20 protein-coding genes are annotated in these 20,104 nt (G+C 47.4%); 8 read left to right on the forward strand and 12 right to left on the reverse strand.

Annotation, left to right across the window (positions count from 1 at the left end; genetic code table 11):
• Nucleotides 1–243: 243 nt before the first annotated feature.
• The 4 genes from LG211_RS15075 to LG211_RS15090 all read right to left on the reverse strand — a co-directional run bounded on the left by LG211_RS15075 (nt 244) and on the right by LG211_RS15090 (nt 4,606).
• A complete protein-coding gene (locus tag LG211_RS15075; protein WP_269477905.1) occupies nt 244–2,871 on the reverse strand; it encodes an FILTED domain-containing surface protein in 2,628 nt (875 codons plus the stop codon).
• Nucleotides 2,872–2,966: 95 nt separating this feature from the next.
• A complete protein-coding gene (ybaK, locus tag LG211_RS15080; RefSeq protein ID WP_253020749.1) occupies nt 2,967–3,449 on the reverse strand; it encodes a Cys-tRNA(Pro) deacylase in 483 nt (160 codons plus the stop codon).
• Between the two features lies 1 nt (nt 3,450).
• Nucleotides 3,451–4,083, reverse strand: a complete 633-nt coding sequence (locus tag LG211_RS15085; protein ID WP_148397104.1) for a GNAT family N-acetyltransferase — start codon at nt 4,081–4,083, stop codon at nt 3,451–3,453.
• Entirely contained in the window at nt 4,073–4,606 is a 534-nt protein-coding gene (locus LG211_RS15090; protein ID WP_148397105.1) for a GNAT family N-acetyltransferase, read from the reverse strand. Before LG211_RS15090 ends, LG211_RS15085 begins: the two co-directional genes overlap by 11 nt.
• An 85-nt stretch (nt 4,607–4,691) precedes the next feature.
• Here LG211_RS15090 and LG211_RS15095 point away from each other — a divergent pair, with 85 nt between their 5' ends.
• Complete coding sequence (locus tag LG211_RS15095; protein ID WP_148397106.1) at nt 4,692–5,510, forward strand: GH25 family lysozyme; 819 nt, start codon at nt 4,692–4,694, stop codon at nt 5,508–5,510.
• 67 nt (nt 5,511–5,577) lie between these two features.
• The gene (locus LG211_RS15100) at nt 5,578–5,817 is read left to right on the forward strand and encodes a hypothetical protein (protein WP_269477906.1); all 240 of its coding nucleotides are present in this window, start codon (nt 5,578–5,580) and stop codon (nt 5,815–5,817) included.
• A gap of 222 nt (nt 5,818–6,039) precedes the next feature.
• Here the strand turns inward: LG211_RS15100 and LG211_RS15105 are convergent, their stop codons facing one another.
• From LG211_RS15105 to LG211_RS15130, 6 genes are read right to left on the reverse strand one after another with little or no spacing between them, the layout of a single operon-like run.
• The gene (locus LG211_RS15105) at nt 6,040–8,019 is read right to left on the reverse strand and encodes an LTA synthase family protein (RefSeq protein WP_269477907.1); all 1,980 of its coding nucleotides are present in this window, start codon (nt 8,017–8,019) and stop codon (nt 6,040–6,042) included.
• A 6-nt stretch (nt 8,020–8,025) separates the two neighbouring features.
• Nucleotides 8,026–8,898: a 16S rRNA (adenine(1518)-N(6)/adenine(1519)-N(6))-dimethyltransferase RsmA gene (gene rsmA / locus LG211_RS15110; protein ID WP_269477908.1), complete on the reverse strand. Its 873-nt coding sequence runs from the start codon at nt 8,896–8,898 to the stop codon at nt 8,026–8,028.
• Nucleotides 8,899–9,432, reverse strand: a complete 534-nt coding sequence (gene rnmV, locus LG211_RS15115; protein WP_148397110.1) for a ribonuclease M5 — start codon at nt 9,430–9,432, stop codon at nt 8,899–8,901. It lies immediately after the preceding gene.
• Nucleotides 9,422–9,886 carry an FtsB family cell division protein gene (locus LG211_RS15120; RefSeq protein WP_148397111.1) on the reverse strand — a complete coding sequence of 155 codons (465 nt, stop codon included), beginning with the start codon at nt 9,884–9,886 and terminating at the stop codon, nt 9,422–9,424. The genes rnmV and LG211_RS15120 overlap by 11 nt, the downstream gene beginning before the upstream one ends.
• Complete coding sequence (gene yabQ, locus LG211_RS15125) at nt 9,855–10,226, reverse strand: spore cortex biosynthesis protein YabQ (protein ID WP_148397112.1); 372 nt, start codon at nt 10,224–10,226, stop codon at nt 9,855–9,857. The genes LG211_RS15120 and yabQ overlap by 32 nt, the downstream gene beginning before the upstream one ends.
• A complete protein-coding gene (locus LG211_RS15130) occupies nt 10,223–10,483 on the reverse strand; it encodes a YabP/YqfC family sporulation protein (protein WP_148397113.1) in 261 nt (86 codons plus the stop codon). The genes yabQ and LG211_RS15130 overlap by 4 nt, the downstream gene beginning before the upstream one ends.
• A 386-nt stretch (nt 10,484–10,869) precedes the next feature.
• On the opposite strand from LG211_RS15130, the gene LG211_RS15135 reads away from it, so the two are divergent.
• The 5 genes from LG211_RS15135 to LG211_RS15155 all read left to right on the forward strand — a co-directional run bounded on the left by LG211_RS15135 (nt 10,870) and on the right by LG211_RS15155 (nt 14,806).
• The gene (locus LG211_RS15135) at nt 10,870–11,214 is read left to right on the forward strand and encodes a helix-turn-helix domain-containing protein (protein WP_148397114.1); all 345 of its coding nucleotides are present in this window, start codon (nt 10,870–10,872) and stop codon (nt 11,212–11,214) included.
• A complete protein-coding gene (locus LG211_RS15140) occupies nt 11,211–11,555 on the forward strand; it encodes a sporulation initiation factor Spo0A C-terminal domain-containing protein (RefSeq protein ID WP_148397115.1) in 345 nt (114 codons plus the stop codon). The genes LG211_RS15135 and LG211_RS15140 overlap by 4 nt, the downstream gene beginning before the upstream one ends.
• 464 nt (nt 11,556–12,019) lie before the next feature.
• Complete coding sequence (locus tag LG211_RS15145) at nt 12,020–12,697, forward strand: response regulator transcription factor (protein WP_148397116.1); 678 nt, start codon at nt 12,020–12,022, stop codon at nt 12,695–12,697.
• Nucleotides 12,694–14,112, forward strand: coding sequence for a sensor histidine kinase (locus LG211_RS15150; RefSeq protein ID WP_148397117.1), 1,419 nt, complete (start codon nt 12,694–12,696; stop codon nt 14,110–14,112). Before LG211_RS15145 ends, LG211_RS15150 begins: the two co-directional genes overlap by 4 nt.
• Nucleotides 14,087–14,806, forward strand: coding sequence for a PepSY domain-containing protein (locus LG211_RS15155; RefSeq protein ID WP_269477909.1), 720 nt, complete (start codon nt 14,087–14,089; stop codon nt 14,804–14,806). Before LG211_RS15150 ends, LG211_RS15155 begins: the two co-directional genes overlap by 26 nt.
• 397 nt (nt 14,807–15,203) lie before the next feature.
• Here the strand turns inward: LG211_RS15155 and LG211_RS15160 are convergent, their stop codons facing one another.
• Nucleotides 15,204–16,469, reverse strand: a complete 1,266-nt coding sequence (locus LG211_RS15160; RefSeq protein ID WP_269477910.1) for an MFS transporter — start codon at nt 16,467–16,469, stop codon at nt 15,204–15,206.
• Between the two features lie 23 nt (nt 16,470–16,492).
• Nucleotides 16,493–17,791, reverse strand: a complete 1,299-nt coding sequence (locus tag LG211_RS15165; protein ID WP_269477911.1) for a saccharopine dehydrogenase family protein — start codon at nt 17,789–17,791, stop codon at nt 16,493–16,495.
• A 170-nt stretch (nt 17,792–17,961) separates the two neighbouring features.
• Between LG211_RS15165 and LG211_RS15170 the strand changes: the two genes are divergently transcribed.
• Complete coding sequence (locus LG211_RS15170; protein ID WP_269477912.1) at nt 17,962–20,040, forward strand: AraC family transcriptional regulator; 2,079 nt, start codon at nt 17,962–17,964, stop codon at nt 20,038–20,040.
• Nucleotides 20,041–20,104: the final 64 nt, after the last annotated feature.

Genomic DNA, 20,104 nt, shown 5'->3' on the forward strand with positions numbered 1-20,104 from the left:
GGCGCAATCGTTGAAAATGACGTAAATTCTAAAAATATTTTTCGTTTTTTTCCGTGCAATGACACTTGCGCTCGGATCCCGGCAGCGCCGGAATCCAGGCGCATAACGAAAGACCGGGCGGCCGCATAAAGCGACCGCCCGACCTTTTTTTATGACGCAGGAAATATCGTTAGTGATATTTCCTGCCTTTCAGCAATGTCTACTTTTTTAGAATCGGCAATGCCGACTTTGCTCTTCATATATCTAAGCGTATGTCTCGTCTTCTTCTACTTCCTTTTCTTTCTTCTTAGCGAAGATCACCGTCAGTACCTGGATAACGGCCAGTACAGCCATTACGACGGTCCATTTGTCCGTCCACTGCATGGGCAGCGACATATCTTCTGTCAGAACAAATACGATAATCGATCCAATGGCTACGACTGCGCTGAACAGACGAAGGATTCCTTTTCTCTTGATCTCTGTTTCCGGCTGGTCGTTTTCTTCATCAGCTTCCTGCTTCCTCCTTGTAACGTAGAGGATCAACAGAAGAATGCTCAGCAGCGCTGTTGCGATGGTTAAAATCAAGTTGAGGAGCGCCCAGTGGGCGCCTGCGCCTGCTGCCAGAGGTGTAGGCTGGTCTTTGATGGTAACCGGTGCTGCATCATCTCCATTATCATTGGCCGGAGCCGTCTGAGGGAGCGCTGCCGGCGGTATTGCGGCTGCAGGGCCTGCTGCCGCTGCTGCTGGGGCTGCCGCTGCTCCATTTCCCCCTGTCTGTCTCGTTGATGTTGTGGTGGTTGTCGTTGTAGTAGTGGTTGTCGTCGTTGCCGGCTGCTCCGGATCGCTATTATCAGGAACGATCAGCTCCGCGTAAACATCATCCCGTACATAGAGCCAGCAGTTATCGCTGAGATGGGCATCGCCTGTGGCATAATGGGCTGTGTGGACCGCGCCTTCAACCGCTTCATCTTCTTTTGCCTGATCCACATCCATGCTGAACCATTGGTCGCCGCCCTGAAGCAGATAAGGCTGATTTTTATCCACAGTCACTGCGAAGGAACGATATCCCTCCGGCAGAGATACTTCTGCAGCTTTCTCGCTATAGAACAGATCCAGTCCGCTGTCGGGAATAGCGTCTTTATAAACGGTTACATCCAAGCCTTCATATTCCGCTTTGTTCATAAAGGTTCCCTGGAGCAGCTTCGCGCCGTTTGTGGCTTTACGACTTCCCTCAGTCCTATTAAAGGTATCTACTGCAAATTTTGTGCCGTCAGCCAGGGCAGTAACAGATGCTTTCTCGCTGACAGCGATATGGGCGGTATGTGTGTTTTCAGCACCGGAGCCAATACCGGAGGCGCCCCATCCGCCGACAGCCTTGATGGCACCGCCGTCAACGTTGATATTGAGCTTGGTATTGGACGCATATTTCCCTGTATTGGGATCTCCGGATCCAATTCCCGCTCCGCCGAGTTTTTCGCTTCTTGTGCTAGCTCCCCCTTCTGCAGTGATCGTTCCGCCGCTGATGTCAACCATAACCTCATCGGCTCCGGATCCGCCGCCGATTCCCGCTCCGCCGCCTGCGGCTCCATTGGCGGAAATTTGGCCGCCGGAAAGGATAACTGCTGTTCGATCCAGCAAAGCAGCATCGCCTCTGCCGGTAATCCCTCTATCTTGATTACTGTTGGGGGTTCCGCCGCTGCCGATTCCGGCTGCACTGCTTGTAGCGGCGCTTCCATCTGCGGCCGCGACAACCTGCCCTCCGGTAATGGTAACGTTTCCGTGTCCTTCATAGCCGCCGCCAATTCCTGCTCCGCCGTGGTTCCTGGTGGCGCCCTGGCCGCCGGCAGCTTCAATATAACCGCCGCTGATGATGATTTTGCCGCTGTCGCCGTACATGCCGCCGCCGATTCCGGCCGCGTTTCCGCCGCCCGTTGCTTTCACCTTAGCGCTGCCGCTTATGGTAATGGTTCCGCCCTGGTAATATCCGGGGCCTTTGTCTCCATCATTGCCCTTATTTTTTGAACTTCCAAGCCCGGATCCAATTCCTGCTCCGCCGCCTGCTCCTATGGCCGTCACGTCCGCATCACCGGTGATGGTGATCACTCCCCCGTCGCAGTGGTTAGCGCCGCCGACTCCGGCTCCGTTTCCGCTGCCCTTGGCTATAAGGATGCCCGACTTCATGAGAATGGTTCCGCAGGCCCGATCCGCTTTTTTATAGGAACCGTTTGATCCGCTGTTGGCAATGCCGCCGATTCCGGCCCCATTGTCACTTCCCTCTGCAGTCAGCTGTCCGTCTCCTTCAATGGTCACTTTATTTCCGGCAGTAACCTGCAGAGCAGTATCCTTGTCGCCTTCGATCTGATTCTTTCCTTCTAAAATCAGAGTCACATCGGAGCCTTCGGTTAATTTCAAAGATTTTTTAATGTTGGCATCTTTCAGTACGATCGTGCCGCTGTATTTTTTTGCTGTGATCGTGCTGCCTGTTCCTGTTACAGTAACGGTATTTTTATGATCAAATGAAGAAGTTCCCTGGGTAATCGTCTTTTCTGCAAGGTAAAGATCGCCGTCAGCCAAGTCCAGCGTGGAAGAAGCCTTTGCCTTTGCTTTTGCATCCTTTGTCACGGCTGTTTTGGTCTTTGCCGCCTTTACGGCCGGCTGCACCGGTTTTTCCTGTGTTTCTTTCTTTTGTTCTTCCTTTATTTCACCAGACTTCTCTTCCTGAGCCTGGTCTGTTTCCTTTGCATCGCTGTTTGCGGCAGCGGCCTCTGTCTGGAGGTCTGCCGGCTGGGTGCTTTCTTCAGCAGCAAAACTGGAGCCTGCGGCTTGCAGGCCAAAGAGCATGAATACTGCTGTTAAGCTTATGATTCTTAAGAATCGACGTTCTTTTCTCATGGGATTCTCCTATTCTTTCCTCATCTTGTGAGAACAGTATACACCCCAAAAGTTACATAAGGGTTACATCACAATGTAACCCTTGTCTTTTTTTCTCAATCTGTTAAATTTTTTAGCTGGGCGCCGGTAATTTCCAGCAGAGGCTTCAACGGCACTTCCATTTGCAGCCCCACCTTCCCTGCGCTGACAATGATGGTATCCTGGGCAGCCGCGCTCTCATCGACAGCAGTTTTAAACTGCTTTTTCATCCCCACGGGGGAGCAGCCGCCTTTTATATAGCCGGTTACTTTTGTAATGTCCCTGGCGGGAATCATTTCGATCTTTTTTTCGCCAAAATGTTTTGCCGCCTTCTTCAAATTCAGTTCTTCGGCTACCGGGATGACGCACACATAGTATTCTTTGCTGTGCCCCTGCAGCACCAGCGTCTTAAATACGTGTTCAACGGGCATACCGGTCGCTCTGGCCACCGACACTCCATCCAAAAACCCGTCCGGGGCCTCATATTCGTAAACCTGATAGGGAATTTTTTTCGCTTCAATAATCCGCACAGCATTGGTCTTTGTCTTGCTGCGGGCCATCCTACTTAGCCTCCTTGATCAAATAAGTATTGGTAAATCCGAATTTCTCCGAATGTACCACATCGATTACCCGAAATCCCAGGCTTTGATAGAAGGCCACATCATCATCCGTATTGGTAAAGAGCATGATCGGCAGACCCTCTTCCTTGGCAAAAGCACAAACGGCTTCCATCAGTTTGTGTCCCCGGCCCTGTTTCTGGCAGGCCGGCCGCACGCCTAAAAAGTCCGCATATAGATGGGGCTCCGGTATGTCAACCTGCTCTTCCAGCCGGTCCAGCTCATCGAACAAAGCGACCCTGCACTGCTGTTCTTCTTCTGTGAGCTGAGCCATCGCCGCCTTATATTCAGGAGAATAGCTTCCAGCTTGAATATGCTTTTCTTCCGTGTAAGTCATATCCTTGGAATAGACCAGGCAGACCCCTTCATTGATGGACGGATCCAAGGCGAAAGCTTCGCCGTATTCCATATCATAGGCCACATAGTAGCGCAGCGATGCTTCCAGTGCCGCTTCTTTGGCCCGTTTATCGGGGAAAGCGACCATCAGCTTGGGATAATCGGCAAACGCTTCTTTATAGGTTTGAATTAATTTTTCTTCATCTTCTCTTTTTAATTTATATAATCCTTTAATTTCCATAATATTCTTCCTTCATCAGTGAATGGCATAAAACATCCCGCAAGGTACCGTCGTAAATCCGATAGGCCTTACGGAGCATCCCTTCATAGGTAAATCCGCATTTTCGAATCACGCTCTGGGACCGCTTATTTTCCGGTCCGGTACAAATGCAGATCATATCCAGTTTCATCGTCTCAAAGCCGTAGCGTATTACTTCCAGGGCCGCTTCGGTCATGATTCCTTTGCCCCAGTAGGCCTCCGAAAGGGAGTACCCCAGCTCTCTGCTGTTGATATTGGGCCTGTATTTGTCCGTATCAAAGCCGATGCTGCCAATGGCTCTGCCGTTCTCCCGGTCTCGAATCGCCCAGACATTGTGAGGCCGAAAGATGGTTTTGATGATTCTCCTGGACTCCCGGACGTCCGAATGGGGTTTCCAGCCGGCGTGAGGGCCCACATTGGGATTCCTCGCGTATTCATAAAGATCTGCCGCGTCCTTTCTGGTCCAGGTGGAAAGGATCAGCCTCTTTGTCTCCAAAATTTTCATATTCACCTCCTGTTTTATAACTATACCACATAAGGTACCCATTTATCAAAGCTTTGCATATCGTATTATTGGGAGGAATATCACCATGAAAAGAATATTGACTGTAGTCCTCGTTTTGATACTCTGCTTTTCCGTCGCCCAGCCGGTCTTTGCCGCCAGTGAGCAAAGGGGCATTGACGTAAGTCAGTGGCAGGGCAGAATCGATTATGCAAGAGTACGGGATGCGGGGATTCGGGTCGTATATATGAAAGCGGGAGAAGGTTCCCGGTTTGTAGATCCGTATTTTGAGCGAAATTACCGTGAGGCCAGAAGGCACCATTTGGATATCGGGTTTTATCATTTTGTGACGGCCAGAACGGTAGATGAAGGCCGCAGGCAAGCGCATTTTTTCGCGACGTTGATTAATGAGCGAAAGATGGAATGCCGACCGGCTATGGATTTTGAAGAGTTCGGAGACCTAAGCAGACGTGAAATCAATGCCATTGCCCGAGCTTATATGGCGGAGCTGGAAAAGTTGACCGGATTGAAACCCATGCTTTATTCGGACGCCAGCAACGTTGAAAGCCTTTGGACACGGCACTTTGCCCGTTATCCGCTGTGGGTGGCTGATTACGGCCGGGATGAACCTTACACCACTGGGCATTGGAGCACCTGGGAAGGTTTTCAGTACAGCGATCGAGGCCGAATTTCCGGTATCGACGGTCTTGTTGATCTGGACCGCTTTAAGGACGGCGTTTATTTAAAGCGCCATGAAAGAGTTAAGGAACGGCCTGTTGTGTATCGGGTAAAGCGGGGCGATACCCTTGAAAAGATTGCCCGCCGCTATGATACGACCGTAGATAGAATTGTGGAGCTCAATCCAAACCTGATCCGCCCGGGAGAAAAACTGATTATTAAACGATAGCTTGCCCCCTCCGCTTGGATCTAAATCCAGGCAAACGAGGGCGGAGAGGCTTTACCTTATATGCCAAATGGATCGAGGAAGACCAGGCGTTATCATCTACTGCCGGCAGCCCATCACAGGACAGCACAGAACAGCGGAGGGCTGTATCGGCCACCGGCGATGCCCGTACAGATCTGTGGATACCAATATGTCTGCTGACGCTTTCCGGACTTGTACTGATTTGTCTGTACCGATTTACGAAGAGACGCAGAAAGAATCATTAATCATCTATGCAGACATGTCGCTGACAAGCAGCGACGCTTTGTAAGGTATGTTCTTTTATATTCCATCAAAGAGATACGTTCACATTGCGCACAACAAAAAAACGATCAGGATTGGCTGATTTCATGGCATATCCTGATCGTTTTTTATCGCCGGGTGATCGGTCATAAACTGCCCCGAAATAAGCAGTTCCTTCAAGGATTTTGATAGCAGCCGCTCAAAACACAGAATTCATAAAAGAGATTCATCAAGCCACAGCTAGCTCTCTTTATTCCGTCGTACTCAAGATTTCCTTGTTTTTCTCTACCTGGCTGATCTTCATCCTGCTGATGTCGGACGGATCCACTTCTTCTTTCAGTCCCAGAATGGTCGGTCCCAGATAAATGGTATCCAGCACCTCTCCGTCCAGGGATATTTTACTGTATTCCGTAAAGTTTTCACCTTTAATATAATAATCTTCGCCGATTTTAACGATATCGTTGATCTTGATCGGATTGATGCCCATTTTCATGTCTGTCGGCTTGAAGGGACTCTTCCCTCCATAGATATAGTCTTGACCGTAAAGCATATCATAGGCCAGCATTTCTAAATTCTTCATATAGCCTGCGCTGTTCTCGTATTTCTGATGGTATTTGGTCAGCAGTCCTTCATGGATACCCAGCCGGTTGAGTACATCAGCACCAATCTCGTAAGCCGCCTGATTTTTATCCTCTTTTTTTAGGCCAAAATTATCCCATATAATATATTCGGTCGAAAACAGGTCCTTGTTTTTCATCTGCTCCTCGGTCATATCCAGGGCCGGGAGATGGTCGCCGTACATGACGAGAACAACATCCTCATCGAATTGAGAGAGCCGGTCGGTCAAATCTTTGATGAAAAGGTCCATTTCATAGACCTGATTCACATAATATTCATATTGCCATTTCTGTTCCTCGGACGGAGCCTTCGTTACGCTGACTGCCGGATTTTCAAGAACTTGCTCGGTGGGGTACTTGCCATGCCCCTGTACGGAAATGGTATAGATATAATCTCTGCCTTCTGTTGATTTCATGGCATCGATCATTTGATCCGTCAGCAGACCGTCTTTGGCCCAGTTTTTTGCTGTCTTAACGACATTATTCATGTATTCCAGAGACGTAAAGGTATCGAATCCCAGGTTGGGAAACACCTTATTTCTACCGTAAAACGCCCCTCTATGATTGTGAATGGCATGGGTGGAATAGCCGATATTCTTCAAATCATAAGGAATGCTTTCGCAGGTTTTCTCCAGCAGCACCGATTTATACGGATATTCTCCCGGGCCAAAGAATTTTACACTAATTCCGGTCATGGACTCGAATTCCGTATTGGCGGTCCCTGCTCCTACGGACGGCACGGTCAAATAACCGGAGGAATATTCTTTCATCAGTTTTCGGTAGTTGGGCATGGGATCTTTCGAATAGCTGAAGCCTTCCACAAGGGTCGGGTCGATAAAAGATTCCAGCTGCAGGAAGATAATATTTGGATGTTTTTCATCCTCATCTTTTTTTTCAACCTTATAGGTGCCGTCTTTACTGAGCTCACCGCTCTTAAAAATGGACTTCACAGCCTGCTCCGAATAGCCGTCAGGCTTTCGGATGCCGGTATTGAGCCAAGTACTGATAAAGCAATAGGGCACTCCATAGTCGCGGTAGGCATACGCCAGATTGCCAAAGAACGTTTCCACGGTCTTAGTCTTAACAGCCCCCTGCCAGGCTCCGAATGTGGCAATTGCAACGATTAAGATGGCAGCAATACTTCTTTTATAATTGACTTTTCTCTTTGCTTTGGGAGCGAAAAGAAACAAAAGAATCAGTCCGGCTACAAGGACAAGGATGCCGACGATTGCCAGGATCAAGGTGGCCGTGGACAAATAGTTGGTGGCGATGGAAAGCCCGTCGCCCAGATTGGCCATATCTTTTACAGTAAACGGGGTCATACGGTTGAGCAGAATAATCCCGTTGGTAACCCCTAAAGCAACCCATAGCGCGGAAATCACCACATACCAAAAAATCTTTCGTCTGAAAAGAAGGACGATTGAATAAGTGGCAAAAATAATAAATGAATTAAACAAGAATACTGCGGGGCTTTCTGCAAAAAAACGGAGGCTCCCGATCAGCGAATGCCTTGCCATCGTTTCAATGAAGAGATTCATTGCCAGCGCCAGCACCGCAGAAAACACAATACTGTTTCGCAAATACTTTCTGTAAAAAGATTTCAACTTCTCCATATTCCTCTACTCCTGATGATTTTTTATGTGCTCTGTCATTTGATTGGCAATTGCGGCGAATTCATCCAGATCCAGCGTTTCCGCTCGTCTAACCGGGTCAATGTGAACCGCGTTTAGAATTTCCCTGACCGCGTCTTTTGAAAGTCCCGCGGCCCCTGTCAGAGAGTTGAGCAGTGTTTTGCGCCGCTGCCCGAAACCGGATTTAATACACACAAAGAACATCTTTTCATCAATCAGCTCCACTGGGTGCTGTTTGCGAATATCCAGTTTCAAGACTGATGAATCTACTTTTGGCTGTGGAACAAAGACTTCCTTTGGAACAGCTGCCACCTGACGGATCGTACAATAGTATTGTACGGCTGCTGATAGTGCGCCGTAAGTCTTAGAACCAGGACCCGCCTTAATCCGATCAGCCACTTCCTTCTGCATCATGATAGTGATGCTGTCCGCCGGCACATGGTCCTCCAGAATCTTCATGATAATGGGGGTCGTAATATAATAGGGCAGATTGCCGATAATCTTCACCCCGCCCTTTCCTCTGTAGCGCTCCACCAGCTCGGTGAGGTTTGTTTTGAGTACATCCTGATTAATGACGGTTACATTGGAATAAGGCGCCAAGGTTTCTTCCAGTATGGGAATCAAATTGCGGTCGATCTCAACCGCAGCGACTTTTCCCGCATATTGCGCCGCTTCCGCGGTCAGAACCCCGATCCCCGGCCCAATTTCAATGACCAGATCCTCCGGTCCGATATCCGAGCTTTCAATAATCCGGTCAATGATATTTTTATCAGTAAGAAAATTCTGGCCCAGACTTTTGGAAAGCCTGAAGCCGTGTTTTTCCCTGATCTCTTTAATGGTCGATGGTGCGTAAAGTTTCATTTATATCTCCCCAAGCTCTTTGAGGAATTGCTCTCTGGAAACGCCGTACTGATTCAGCCGGTTTAAAAAACACTTGCTGTTTCCATATCCGATCCCCAGGGCTTTCCCCAGCCTGTCTCTTCTGTCTGCGGCCTGAGGGTCGGCTGTCAGCCCGTACTTCCTCAGATCCTCCATGGTAAATTCGTTTCGATCCTCTTCAACGGTATAGTGGGCATGTTCAAGGGCCTGCTGTATACTCTGCGGCGACGCGTTCTCAATGCCGATGTCTCCGGCCTTCAAGGCGTCTGTTTTGGACAGATAGGCCTGGCCGGCATTGGGGAATTTTTCTGTGAGCCGTTTGCGTATCTCTACCCCTGCATAGTCCGGGTCGGTAAAAATAATGATGCCTTTTTCATTATACGCTTTTTCGATCAGCTGCCAAGTCTCTTTTTTGATTCCATATCCGTGGGTCTCTATGGTCTGGGCATCGACCGCTCGTTTGACTGCCGCTGTGTCATCCCGGCCTTCAACCACAATGATCTCTTTAATTTTCATCTTTCGTCTCTTTCTCTTGTTCAGTCTCGTCCGCGGATGGAACGTAAATCTTTTCCCCCGGAAGCACCAGACGCAGCTGCGTCCTGGCCTGTTCTTTGATGTAGTCCGGGTTGCTCAGCTGGTTCAGTTCCTCCTCCAGTTCCGCTTTCTGCTCCTTCAGCTCCTGCTGCTGTTTGAGGATTTCTTTCTGTTCTTGTTTCAGCGTGACGATATTATAAACGGACACACCAATGACCGCTACAATGGCAAAGATTATAGCGGCAGAGATGATGCTCCTTCTTTTTTTCGCCTGTTTGATGCTCGCTCTGACAGGCCGATCGGAAACAGGCGATGGATTCGTTCTTCCCTTTTTATGCTGTCTGCTCCTCTTTTCCTGTCGTTTGCGGCGAGCCTCCTCAATGTCGATTACCTGGCTGCTGTCTTTAAATTGTTTGCTCCTTTTTCTTTTTGCCATGTCTCTTTCTCAAACCTCTTGTCCTTTTTCCCTCACAGTGAGTTGGAAGTATTATACCACAAAAGCATTTCTTCCACAACAAAACCCCGATTGCGAACGCGCAGACAGCATGGACGCTGAGACGGCCGTATGCACAATAATAAAGAAACTGTGACGTGATTACGGCAGCCGCCAGCCAGAAGAAAATCTCCAGGCAGACTCGGATCCACTTGTGGATCTTAATCCGCCCGCAAAGAAAAGAACATAACTGATAGAAAAGCATGAAGGCAATCCCAGCTCCCAGCATGACCAAGCACTGGCCTGCCTGCTCTTTTATCAGGTCGGTCAATTCTATACTCATTTAAGAATCTTTCGGATGAGCCCTTTTTCTGATTTGTCTTTTTTCTGCGTATAAGCCAGCGAATTGATCTCGCCTGTGATCACGGCCTTTCCTTCGCCCAGATCGAGCATCTGGATATGCAGCCCTTTGCCTTTGATCAAAAGGCCTCCTGTCTTTAAATTAGCGCAGATTTCTTCTTCGTCGAAGTTGTCGATATCCGCCACTTCGGTGACGGTTATCTTCTCCCTGTTATCAATGGTAATCACATGGTTTTCCATAGGCAAATTCCTCCTTATTAGCAGTATATTGCCCGGGAAAGGTTCCTAGAACGATTACCTGTCTGTGCTTTATCTACTTTCCTATTATAATGCAAAAGTTCTTTCCGTTTATTACGATCTTCTTACAGTTCTAATAGATTTTCCTTAAGTTTTATGATCCGGTGATGCATGGTATTTTATTTCTCTGGAATAAAAAAAGAAGTAAGAATGCATCTTTTTGATAGCATTTTTGTCTCTTAAAAGAAGGCTGACGCTATAATGTAGTGGCTTTGTCTAAATCTGTCGAAAAGCTTCGAAGTGTGCCGAAATAACGGTACAATATTCTGATCTAATAAGCTGTATTTTTTGATTCTTCTCCCGTATCATTGTAGAAGGGAGTGATAGTTGTGACATTACAGAAAAATATGTCTAATATGATGAATGCCATCCGAACGAGTCGCAAGCAATCCATTGCTGAATTTTCAGAAGAACTGGGTATCTCGCGTTCTTCTACGCAGGAGCTGTTAAAAGGCACCGGAAATCCCAGAATGGACACGGTTGAACATATCGCCCATCGACTGAAGGTCGATCCGCTGACGCTGCTTTCTTGTTCCTATTCGGAAAAGCAATTGGAAAGTACACTTTTGTTATTAAAAACCATCGATGCCTTTTCTAAGCTTTCTGATGAAAAGAAGCTGAAATTTGCATCTTTATTTCAAGAATTAATTTTACTTATGGAGTCTGAAACATGATTACGAAAATACGAGAATTACTGTGCTGCCTTGGGATTACTGCCAATTACACAGGGTTTTATTACACGTCCTACGCCGTTTACCTTGCAATGGAAGACATGGAATGTTTGTCCCTTGTGACCAAATACCTTTATCCGGAGGTAGCCAAACATTATCACACCACTCCGGCCTGCGTGGAGCGTAATATCCGTACTGTCATTCAAATTGCCTGGGCACAGAATTCCAGCCTTCTAATCCGCTTGTCAAAAGACACGAACCTGCGCAAGCCCACTACAGCACAGTTTATCGCTATTCTTACAACCCATTTTCTAGAATCGGATCGCAGTGCTGTCCCAAATTAGGATAAATTTGTATACCTTTTTCGCCACGACCTCAGAGGCCAAAAGCTGCGGAGCGAAAACAAAATGCCTCACTATTAAAATCTTTTAAAAACGTGTTTATTTCAGACATTTTTTAGCCTGTGATGCGTGCTACCAGATTAAAAGTATCAGGGTTTATCCCGATATCCTTCAATCCTGATCGTTTTCTCAATGGCTTGCTTCAAAAGTGTCAGTCATGAAGGCGTTTTTTTCTAAACCTTGATACTTTTCTCTGCATTGATAAAAACTCTCGAGATAGAAGACCCCACCAGTGACATAAGCCATCCTGCCCCGAAATACCAAACTCCCGCAAAGGACGATGGCCGATTTCGCTGCAATTCCGCACTAATTTGTTCAATATGTTATAATAAAAATTATCAAGTCTTTTAATGAACTTTTAATTTTCTCATGTTATCCTTATGCCATAATCAAAAGAGAGGTGCAATATGCGTTTACTAATTGCAGAAGACGAAAAAAATCTCAATCGAATCCTTACCCAGCAGTTTAAAGATAACGGCTACAGCGTTGATTCCTGCCAGGACGGCGAAGAGGCCCTGGACTATATTGCCGCTGCCGACTACGATGTCATAGTGCTTGATATTATGATGCCGGGCGCGGATGGATTGACTGTACTGCAGCAGCTGCGCAGCCAGGGAATCGATACTCCGGTCCTGTTCCTTACCGCTAAAGACAGCATCTCTGACCGAGTTGAAGGGTTGGATCTGGGCGCGGATGATTACTTGACCAAGCCATTTGCCTTCGAAGAGCTGCTGGCCAGAGTCCGCGTTCTCACGCGAAAGAAGACCGGCAGCAAAACCAATATTTACAAACTGGCAGACCTGACGGTCAACAGCCAGAGCCGGGAAGTAAAGCGGGGCGATACCTCGATCTCTCTTTCTTCCAGAGAATTTTCCATTCTGGAATATATGATTATGAACAAAAATATGGTGCTTTCCCGCGATACCTTAGAGCGCCATGTTGTCAACTATGATTACGAAGGTTCTTCCAATATGATCGACGTTTACATCCGTTATCTGCGGAAAAAAATCGATGAAGGATTTGAGCCCAAGCTGATTCACACTGTTCGGGGCGCAGGTTATGTATTGAAGGTGGGCGGAAAATGAAAAAGTTTTCCATTAAAACCCGGGTTACAATCTGGTATGTGTTCTTCCTGGTTGTCCTGGTTTGCCTGGTCTTTGTTTCGCTCATCTATACCAGCAACCGCCTGATCCAGAAAAATATTATGGGAGATCTGACCGCAGTAGTAGAGGACAGTTGCCGGGACGTGAAGATTAAAGACGGTATCCTGGAAATCGACGACGACATGATCACCTATCGGGACAGCGTCTACGTGCTGGTCTACAAGGAAAACAACTTTATCGTCACCGGATCGCTGCCTGCAGGGGTAAAGAAAGAAATTCCCTTTAAGGCAGGACAGGCGAGAAAAGAAACGGACAGCGGGCGGGAGTTCTATGTGTATGATTATCTGATCAGCGACGAGACTTTTGACGATGTCTGGGTCCGGGGCATCACATCGGCTGACTTGGGGAAATCCGATCCGGCAATCGCTTTTATGCTGAAAATGTTTCTGATCGCGCTGCCCCTTTTGATCCTTCTTGCGGCCTTGGGAGGCTACTATATCACCAAGAGCGCTTTCCGGCCCGTATTCCGGATCAGTGAAACAGCTCGGCGCATTGAAGCCAGCAAGGACTTGTCTCAGCGTATCGGACTGGACGCCCAGACTAACACCAAGGATGAACTCTATGACCTTGCCGCCACCTTTGACCGGATGCTGACGCGTCTGGAAGCTTCTTTCCAAGCGGAAAAACAGTTTTCCAACGATGCCTCCCATGAACTGCGGACACCCATTTCGGTTATCATGGCACAGTGCGAGTACGCTCTGAGAAAAGCATCCACGCTGGAAGAAGCCCAAACGGCCCTGGAGGTGATCCTGGCTCAATCGAAAAATATGTCCGCTCTGGTCAGTCAGCTTCTGACCCTGGCCCGCGCTGATCAAGGGACAGCCCAATTGGAATTCGAAACCATCAATATCAGCGAGATCACGGATATGGTGGCGCTGGAGCAGGCGGAACTTGCCGCCCGCAAAAACATTTCGATCCAGCGCGATATCCAGCCTGACATTTTCGCCTGTGTAGATGAAACCCTCTTTATGCGAATCTTTATCAATTTGATCTCCAATGGAATCAAGTACGGTAAAGAGGGCGGATTTATCCGGGTGATTCTGAAACGAGACAAAGATCGGGCGGTCAGCCAAATCATTGACGATGGAATCGGCATTCCGCCGCAGGATCTGCCCAAGATTTGGGATCGTTTTTACCAGGTCAATCCATCCCGCAGCAGTGGAAGCGGCGCCGGCCTGGGACTGTCTATGGTCAAATGGATCGTATCCGCTCACGGAGGGACGATCAAAGTTGATAGTATATTGGGAAAAGGGACGCGGTTTACCATCTCCCTGCCCCTCAATCGAACAATTCAAAAGGAGGAAGTATATCATGAAAGAGAAAATTTTGAAGAATAAAACATTGGTTATTGTTGTTGCCGCCATTGTAGTTTGTGCAGTGGGATTTGCGGCAGGTATGATGGTGAAAACGGCTCTTGCCCATGACAGCGGCAATTATATCGGCGCCGAAAAAGCAAAGGTCATCGCCTTGGAAAGTGTAGGGGTTTCCCCGGCTAAAGCGACTTTTACCAAGGTGGAAATCGACCGCTCCGAGCGGCCTGTTGTTTATGACATCGAATTCTACACGGCTTCCAATGAGTACGATTTTGAGATCAATGCCAAAACCGGGGACATCATGGAAAAAAGCAGTGAAGCCATTGCCGCAGGCAATCAGCAAACACAGACCTCCGGTCAGACCGATGCAGGAACTGTTCCGCCCGCCGTCACCCAGCAGCCAGGTCAGGCCCAGAGCAGCCAGCCAGCCGTTTCTGCCGGCCAGCCTTCTTCATCCGAGTACATTGGTGTGAACAAAGCCAAAAGTATTGCCTTTAAGCACGCCGGCGTCTCCGCATCAGCAGCCACAGTGACCAAGGCCAAGCTGGATTCGGATGATGGCGTGAAAACCTATGAAATTGAGTTTATCGTGGCTAATAAGGAATATGAATATGAAATCAACGCCTACACCGGTAAGGTGATGGATTATGACACGGAGGTTCTGGACAGCTATGAACATCATGACGACGACCATGATAATCACGATTATCACGATTAAAGCTGCGCCGCTCCATATGTGGGTGTGACCCTGGACCGCAAAGCGCTCACTATCAAGTTCTTTTGAAAAAGCGCCAGAGTCGGAGCTGGTTTTTAAGATGAAGGAATGGGATGTTACGGGAATAAACGGGGAAAATTCCATAAAATTTACCCCGTTTTCAACGATTGCGCCCTCTCAGTTTGTGCAAACAGCAGCCAGGCTTGAATTTCTTCAATTTTTTCCGGCACGAGCCCCTGCAAATCCACAACTTTACGTAAATATTGCCGATTTATATAAAAATTTTCCCCGGGGCCATACACACCGCCCAGGGCACATCCCTGGAGGCCCACATCACTTCATCCTTTCGGCTGGCAGCATCAACACCGGCTTCATGCCTCTGCGCATCACCTATCCCTTCTTATTCTGCCGCTTTTTTCTTAATATGCCGATAGAGCATTGCCGCAAATACGAACCCTGCCAGGGACACGCCGGCCATAAATACAAAGGCATGATGAAAACCTGAAATTCCAGGGTATCGGTCGAGCCAGTTTCCTACCACAGCGTAGGCAAACATATCCGGCGAGTAACCGATAAAGGATGCCACACCCACAGCTGCTCCCGTATATTTAATCGGGATACCAATTTCATCGATTACGGCAAAATAGATGCCTCTGGGGATAAAAACTACGAAGGCCACAAGGAGCATAAGAACAATTACCAGCCAGAGAAATCCTTTATCCACCGGCGCCAGGAAAAAGGACATCAGCAGCCCTGCAATCAGCACAAAAGAAATTGCGATTACCTTTGTCGTCGAACCCGCTTTATCAGCAATGAAACCAGCGATCATTGCACCGAAAATACCGATGCCATATGTGCGTATTGTCGCCAGGACAGCTGCTGTACTCGTGCTGGCACCATAAATTTCTGTCGTATACGGCGTAATAAAGCTGAGACAGATATACACAAGATAGGAGCTGAAAATGATCAGCGCCAGCAGCCACACTCCCGGAAGCCTGAGCACAAATTTAATCTCCGACCATTTTACGACGGTTGCCTGCTCTTTTAAGGAAGCGGCTTCCCGTTTCTCCGGCTTAAAGGCTACCCAGATTAAGAGGGCGCTGAAGAACATCAGACAGCATAATGCAACAATCCCAAAGTTAAGTGCCTTTTCTTCGGTTCCCACTTTTGTCAGTGCGAAGTTGAATAAAGCGATTACTCCAAAACAATAGAGCATTGGAACCAAACTGCGGCCGCTTTCCAAGATACCGAACAATCGCCCCTGCACATTGCTGTCCCCCAGCTGTCTGGTCGCCTTGATAATCGCTGCCCACATGGGAAGCACTGCTGAAATGCCCATCAAAGCCCAAATGATCAAAAGCATCGTATAAGGAGGATGGAATAAGAGAAACAGCCCCAGGATACCTGTTATCGTCAGCGAAATAGTCAAAAGGATACGTTCCGGGAGCATATCAGCCAGCCAGCCGCCGGGAAAGCGGGAGGCCAGCGCCGCGACCCCATACACGGTCATCAGTGATCCCATCTGAAGATTGGTCAGCTCGAACGCCGCTTTCATCGGATCATAGAAAGTCCAGCTTAAGTATGGAATTTCAAATACAGTAGACGACGCGAACCATAAGGCTACCATTTTTAATGCGGTCTCTTTCATAGTTCTTTTATTTTCCATGATCGTTCACCCACTCCTTTATCTCATACATTTGAAAAAGGCTGTTTAAACTGCTCCCTTTCAATTTTTTCTCTATATTCAGACTCCATTTCCAGCACACCAGCAGGAAATTCGTACTCTTCCAGCAGTTCCAGTACCGGCATTGGGTTGAATTCTTCGGACAGGCGAACGCCGAACGGCCCTTCCATCTCGCCTTTTGCGGTCAGCTCTACAATAATGGCCGGGACCACTGCTGTCTGCGCTACGACTGCGGGAGTCCCATATTTTTCTATGCACTCCTGATTATCCGCCACCTGATATATATAAACTTGTCTTTCCATTCCGTCTTTTCTGCCTACAACCCACAGCCCTGCACAAGTTTTTCCCACCAACTCCTGGCCAATTTTTTTTGGCTCAGGAGACACGGCGCCCAGCAGATCCACAAGCAGGTCGACCGGCTTCACTTCTTTTCCCCTCAAAATAACTTTACGGTCTGAAAGGAGGCCCAGTTGTTTCAGATACTTCATCGCATCCTCAAAATCCTGGCCGTAACCGATCTTGAAATCCGCTTTTTTCAGCCCTTTAATGTGCTGTGACATATTGAAAGGCTCCGAATGTTCCACTGCGGACATCCTCGTCATGCCAATGCCTCCGGGAAGCCAAAACTCTTCCGTCAAGGTCAAAGGCTCCGCTGAATAAATCCCCTTTTCATAATCGTAAAGGTGCGGGCCATACAAGCATTCCATTAAAGTAGTGGCAACGGAAAACCCAAATACCAGCTCATTGGTCGGATGGCGCAGATTGCTTCCGTCCCGTACATGCAGTTCCTCGATTTCATCAAAAAAATGTTTTTCCGCAAACCTTGCAAAATAGTCTACCATACCCGGCTCCACTCCGCAGCCAACCATGGCGTAAAGTCCTTTTTCCTCAAATGCTTTTGATTTTAGAAATTCCTCGTGTCCCAATTCTTGTATGATCACTGTTGGATCATCCGGGTCGCGAAGCGTTTCTGTCAGGGCCATATCCACAAAATGACAGTTACATTCCAGACAGGCATCCATAATCACCGAGGTGAATCCCTCTGTTACCAAACAATGAACCATATAGCCGATTTCGTATTTTCGTGCAAGTCTGACAAGGTCCTCCTTTTTTAGCGCATCGACCTGCTCGGCAATAAAGCGGTCTTTGTTCCGCTGTTTTGCCGCTGCTTCCTTGGCCTTTTCAAAATCATAGTCTGCCAAAACCACTTTGCCCAGCCATTCATCCGCATTTTTCCTTCTGTCGAAAAGCGCGCATATGGATTCTCCAACGCCGCCGGCTCCAATTACAAGAACATTCATCATATCCGATCTCCTTTCTACTTTCAGCCTATATCGTGATTCCATTATATAATTTGCAATTTTTCTTTACAGATACGATGTTGACAAAAACTTTGCTTTTTTAATTGGTTAAACTATAATGGAAGTACCTGTTGCGCAAGTTTTAAGTCAATAAAAAGAAGGAGGTTATCGCCATGCTGGTTAAAGAGGTCGTGATGGAAAAAGACCTGCATTGCAAATGCGAGATCTGCGCCGTATCGTTTATTCCCATGCATATGCATCATGCATTTGAAATCATTTATATATTGAAGGGCAGTATCAACCTAACGTGTCAGGCTTTTGAATACCATCTGAATGAGGGAGATGTCTTTATCTGCAATGTCAACGAGCCGCATTTCGTGACGTCGGATGATCAAGAAAACATCGTTCTGTTTTTCCATTTAGACCCGTACCATTACGAAAACGTTTATCCCCACCTGAGCTATCATTGGTTCCTCTGCGATTCCTACAAAACGCCAGAAAAAGACGATATTCCTTTAAGGCAGCTGCAGCAGATGCTCTGGCATGCCGCCAGCGCCCTGTCTCCCCGTACCTCGATCCTGCCGGGCGAAGTTGATGCTTTGATCTTTAATATTGTCAACCATCTGATTAACAACTATCAGAACTTCTCTTTCGCCGGCAATCAGCATGCGCTCCAGAGTTTAAAAAGCTGCGATACTCTAACGGTCAAAAGGATTTTTGAAATACAAGAATACATTTATAGAAACTACCAAAATAAGATTTCGCTGGAGGACCTCTCAAATCATCTCTATTTAAATAAATACTATGTTTCGCGATTAATTAAAAATTTTACTGGATTAAATTTGATCGATCTTTTGGGCCTTGTTCGTACAGAGAAAGCACAGATTCTTTTATTGACCTCCGACCGTTCTTTGGAAGAAATTTCCTTTGAATGCGGCTTTTCCTCAGTAAAGTATTTTGAAAAGTATTTTGTCCAATGGTATAAAGTTTCTCCCCGCCGCTATCGGGAGGACATGCGAGATAAGATTCTGTCCGGTGCTCAGCGCACTGTTTCCATTTCCCATACGTCTCCAAAACTGGCCGCTATCCGAAAACAGCTGTCTCAATCAGCAGTGTTGGCTAAAACGGCTTTTTCCCAGTATGAATACATTCTGAATTTGGAGGGTCTTTGCCAGCCCTTTCCCCATCTATGGCAAAGCAGCATCTACATTTCGGATATCGCCACTTCCATACAGTTAATTGATTCCATCGACCTTGCCCAATGCCGGGAAGACATTGGGTTTGAAAAAGTGGAGCTCCATAACCTCTTTGAACGGTATCCATACTATCGCAAAAAAAATCCGTTTTTTGATGCAGGCCTCCTTCATCTGATTAAGAATCTCTGTTCTGTGCAGTTGCTCGTTGAGCTTAATCTTTCATTGAATAAAGACAATCTTGATGAGGAATTGGAATCACTCTTAAATATTGCCGCTCTACTGGCTGAAAGCTTGACTGAATCAGAGTCCAATGGGCTGGCATTTTGTCTTCGCAATCAGTCCTTTGATTCCAAGGAACTCTCACAGCTAACCGACAAAATCGCCAAAACTTTGGAACACAGCCGGCTCCCATCTGCCATACGCATTACGGAGCAGCATTTTTTAAGAGAAACCTATTCCAACGATTCGATGTGCCTGGTACCACATCTGATCAATCATGCCTTGTCTATGCCGCATCAAACCGATACTTCCATACCTTATCGGGAAATGTTTGATATTCCAGGAGAAGATACCAAGACTAATATTCCTGCTTTTTCCTATAATGGTCTCTTTGGGCCTTTCGGCGAGAAGAAACCGCTCTATTATGCCTGGCATCTGCTTTCTCTTCTGGGCGATCAAGTGATCTTTCAGGCAGATGGAATTCTTGTTACAAAACTTAGATCTGATTTCTCCATTCTTCTATATGACCCGTTCGAAGAGCGGAGCTTACACCACGCCGGCTCCCCATCCGGTGCCGCCTTTACGCTGAAATTTGCATCAGCGCCCCACAATCAATACCAGGTTACTCAAATCAGCCTCAACAGTGAAAAGAGCCTGTTTCAGCATCTTAAAAATCTACGTTTTCCGAAAAATCTTGATCGCAGCGATATACGCCGGCTGGATCAGGCCGCCGCACCGGAAATAGCCTTCTCTTTTCTTGATTTGTATGATGAGAGCATTCTCAACATCAGCCTCAACCCCTATTCAGCCAAATTGCTGATCTTAAAGCATTTATGATTAACCAGCGTCCGGGCCGCACCCCAAAGCTCCCTTCCCCCATGTGATAAAAATTTATCGAAAA

The sequence above is a fragment of the Hominibacterium faecale genome (genome assembly GCF_020734085.1).
Taxonomy (GTDB): Bacteria; Bacillota; Clostridia; order Peptostreptococcales; family Anaerovoracaceae; genus Hominibacterium; species Hominibacterium faecale.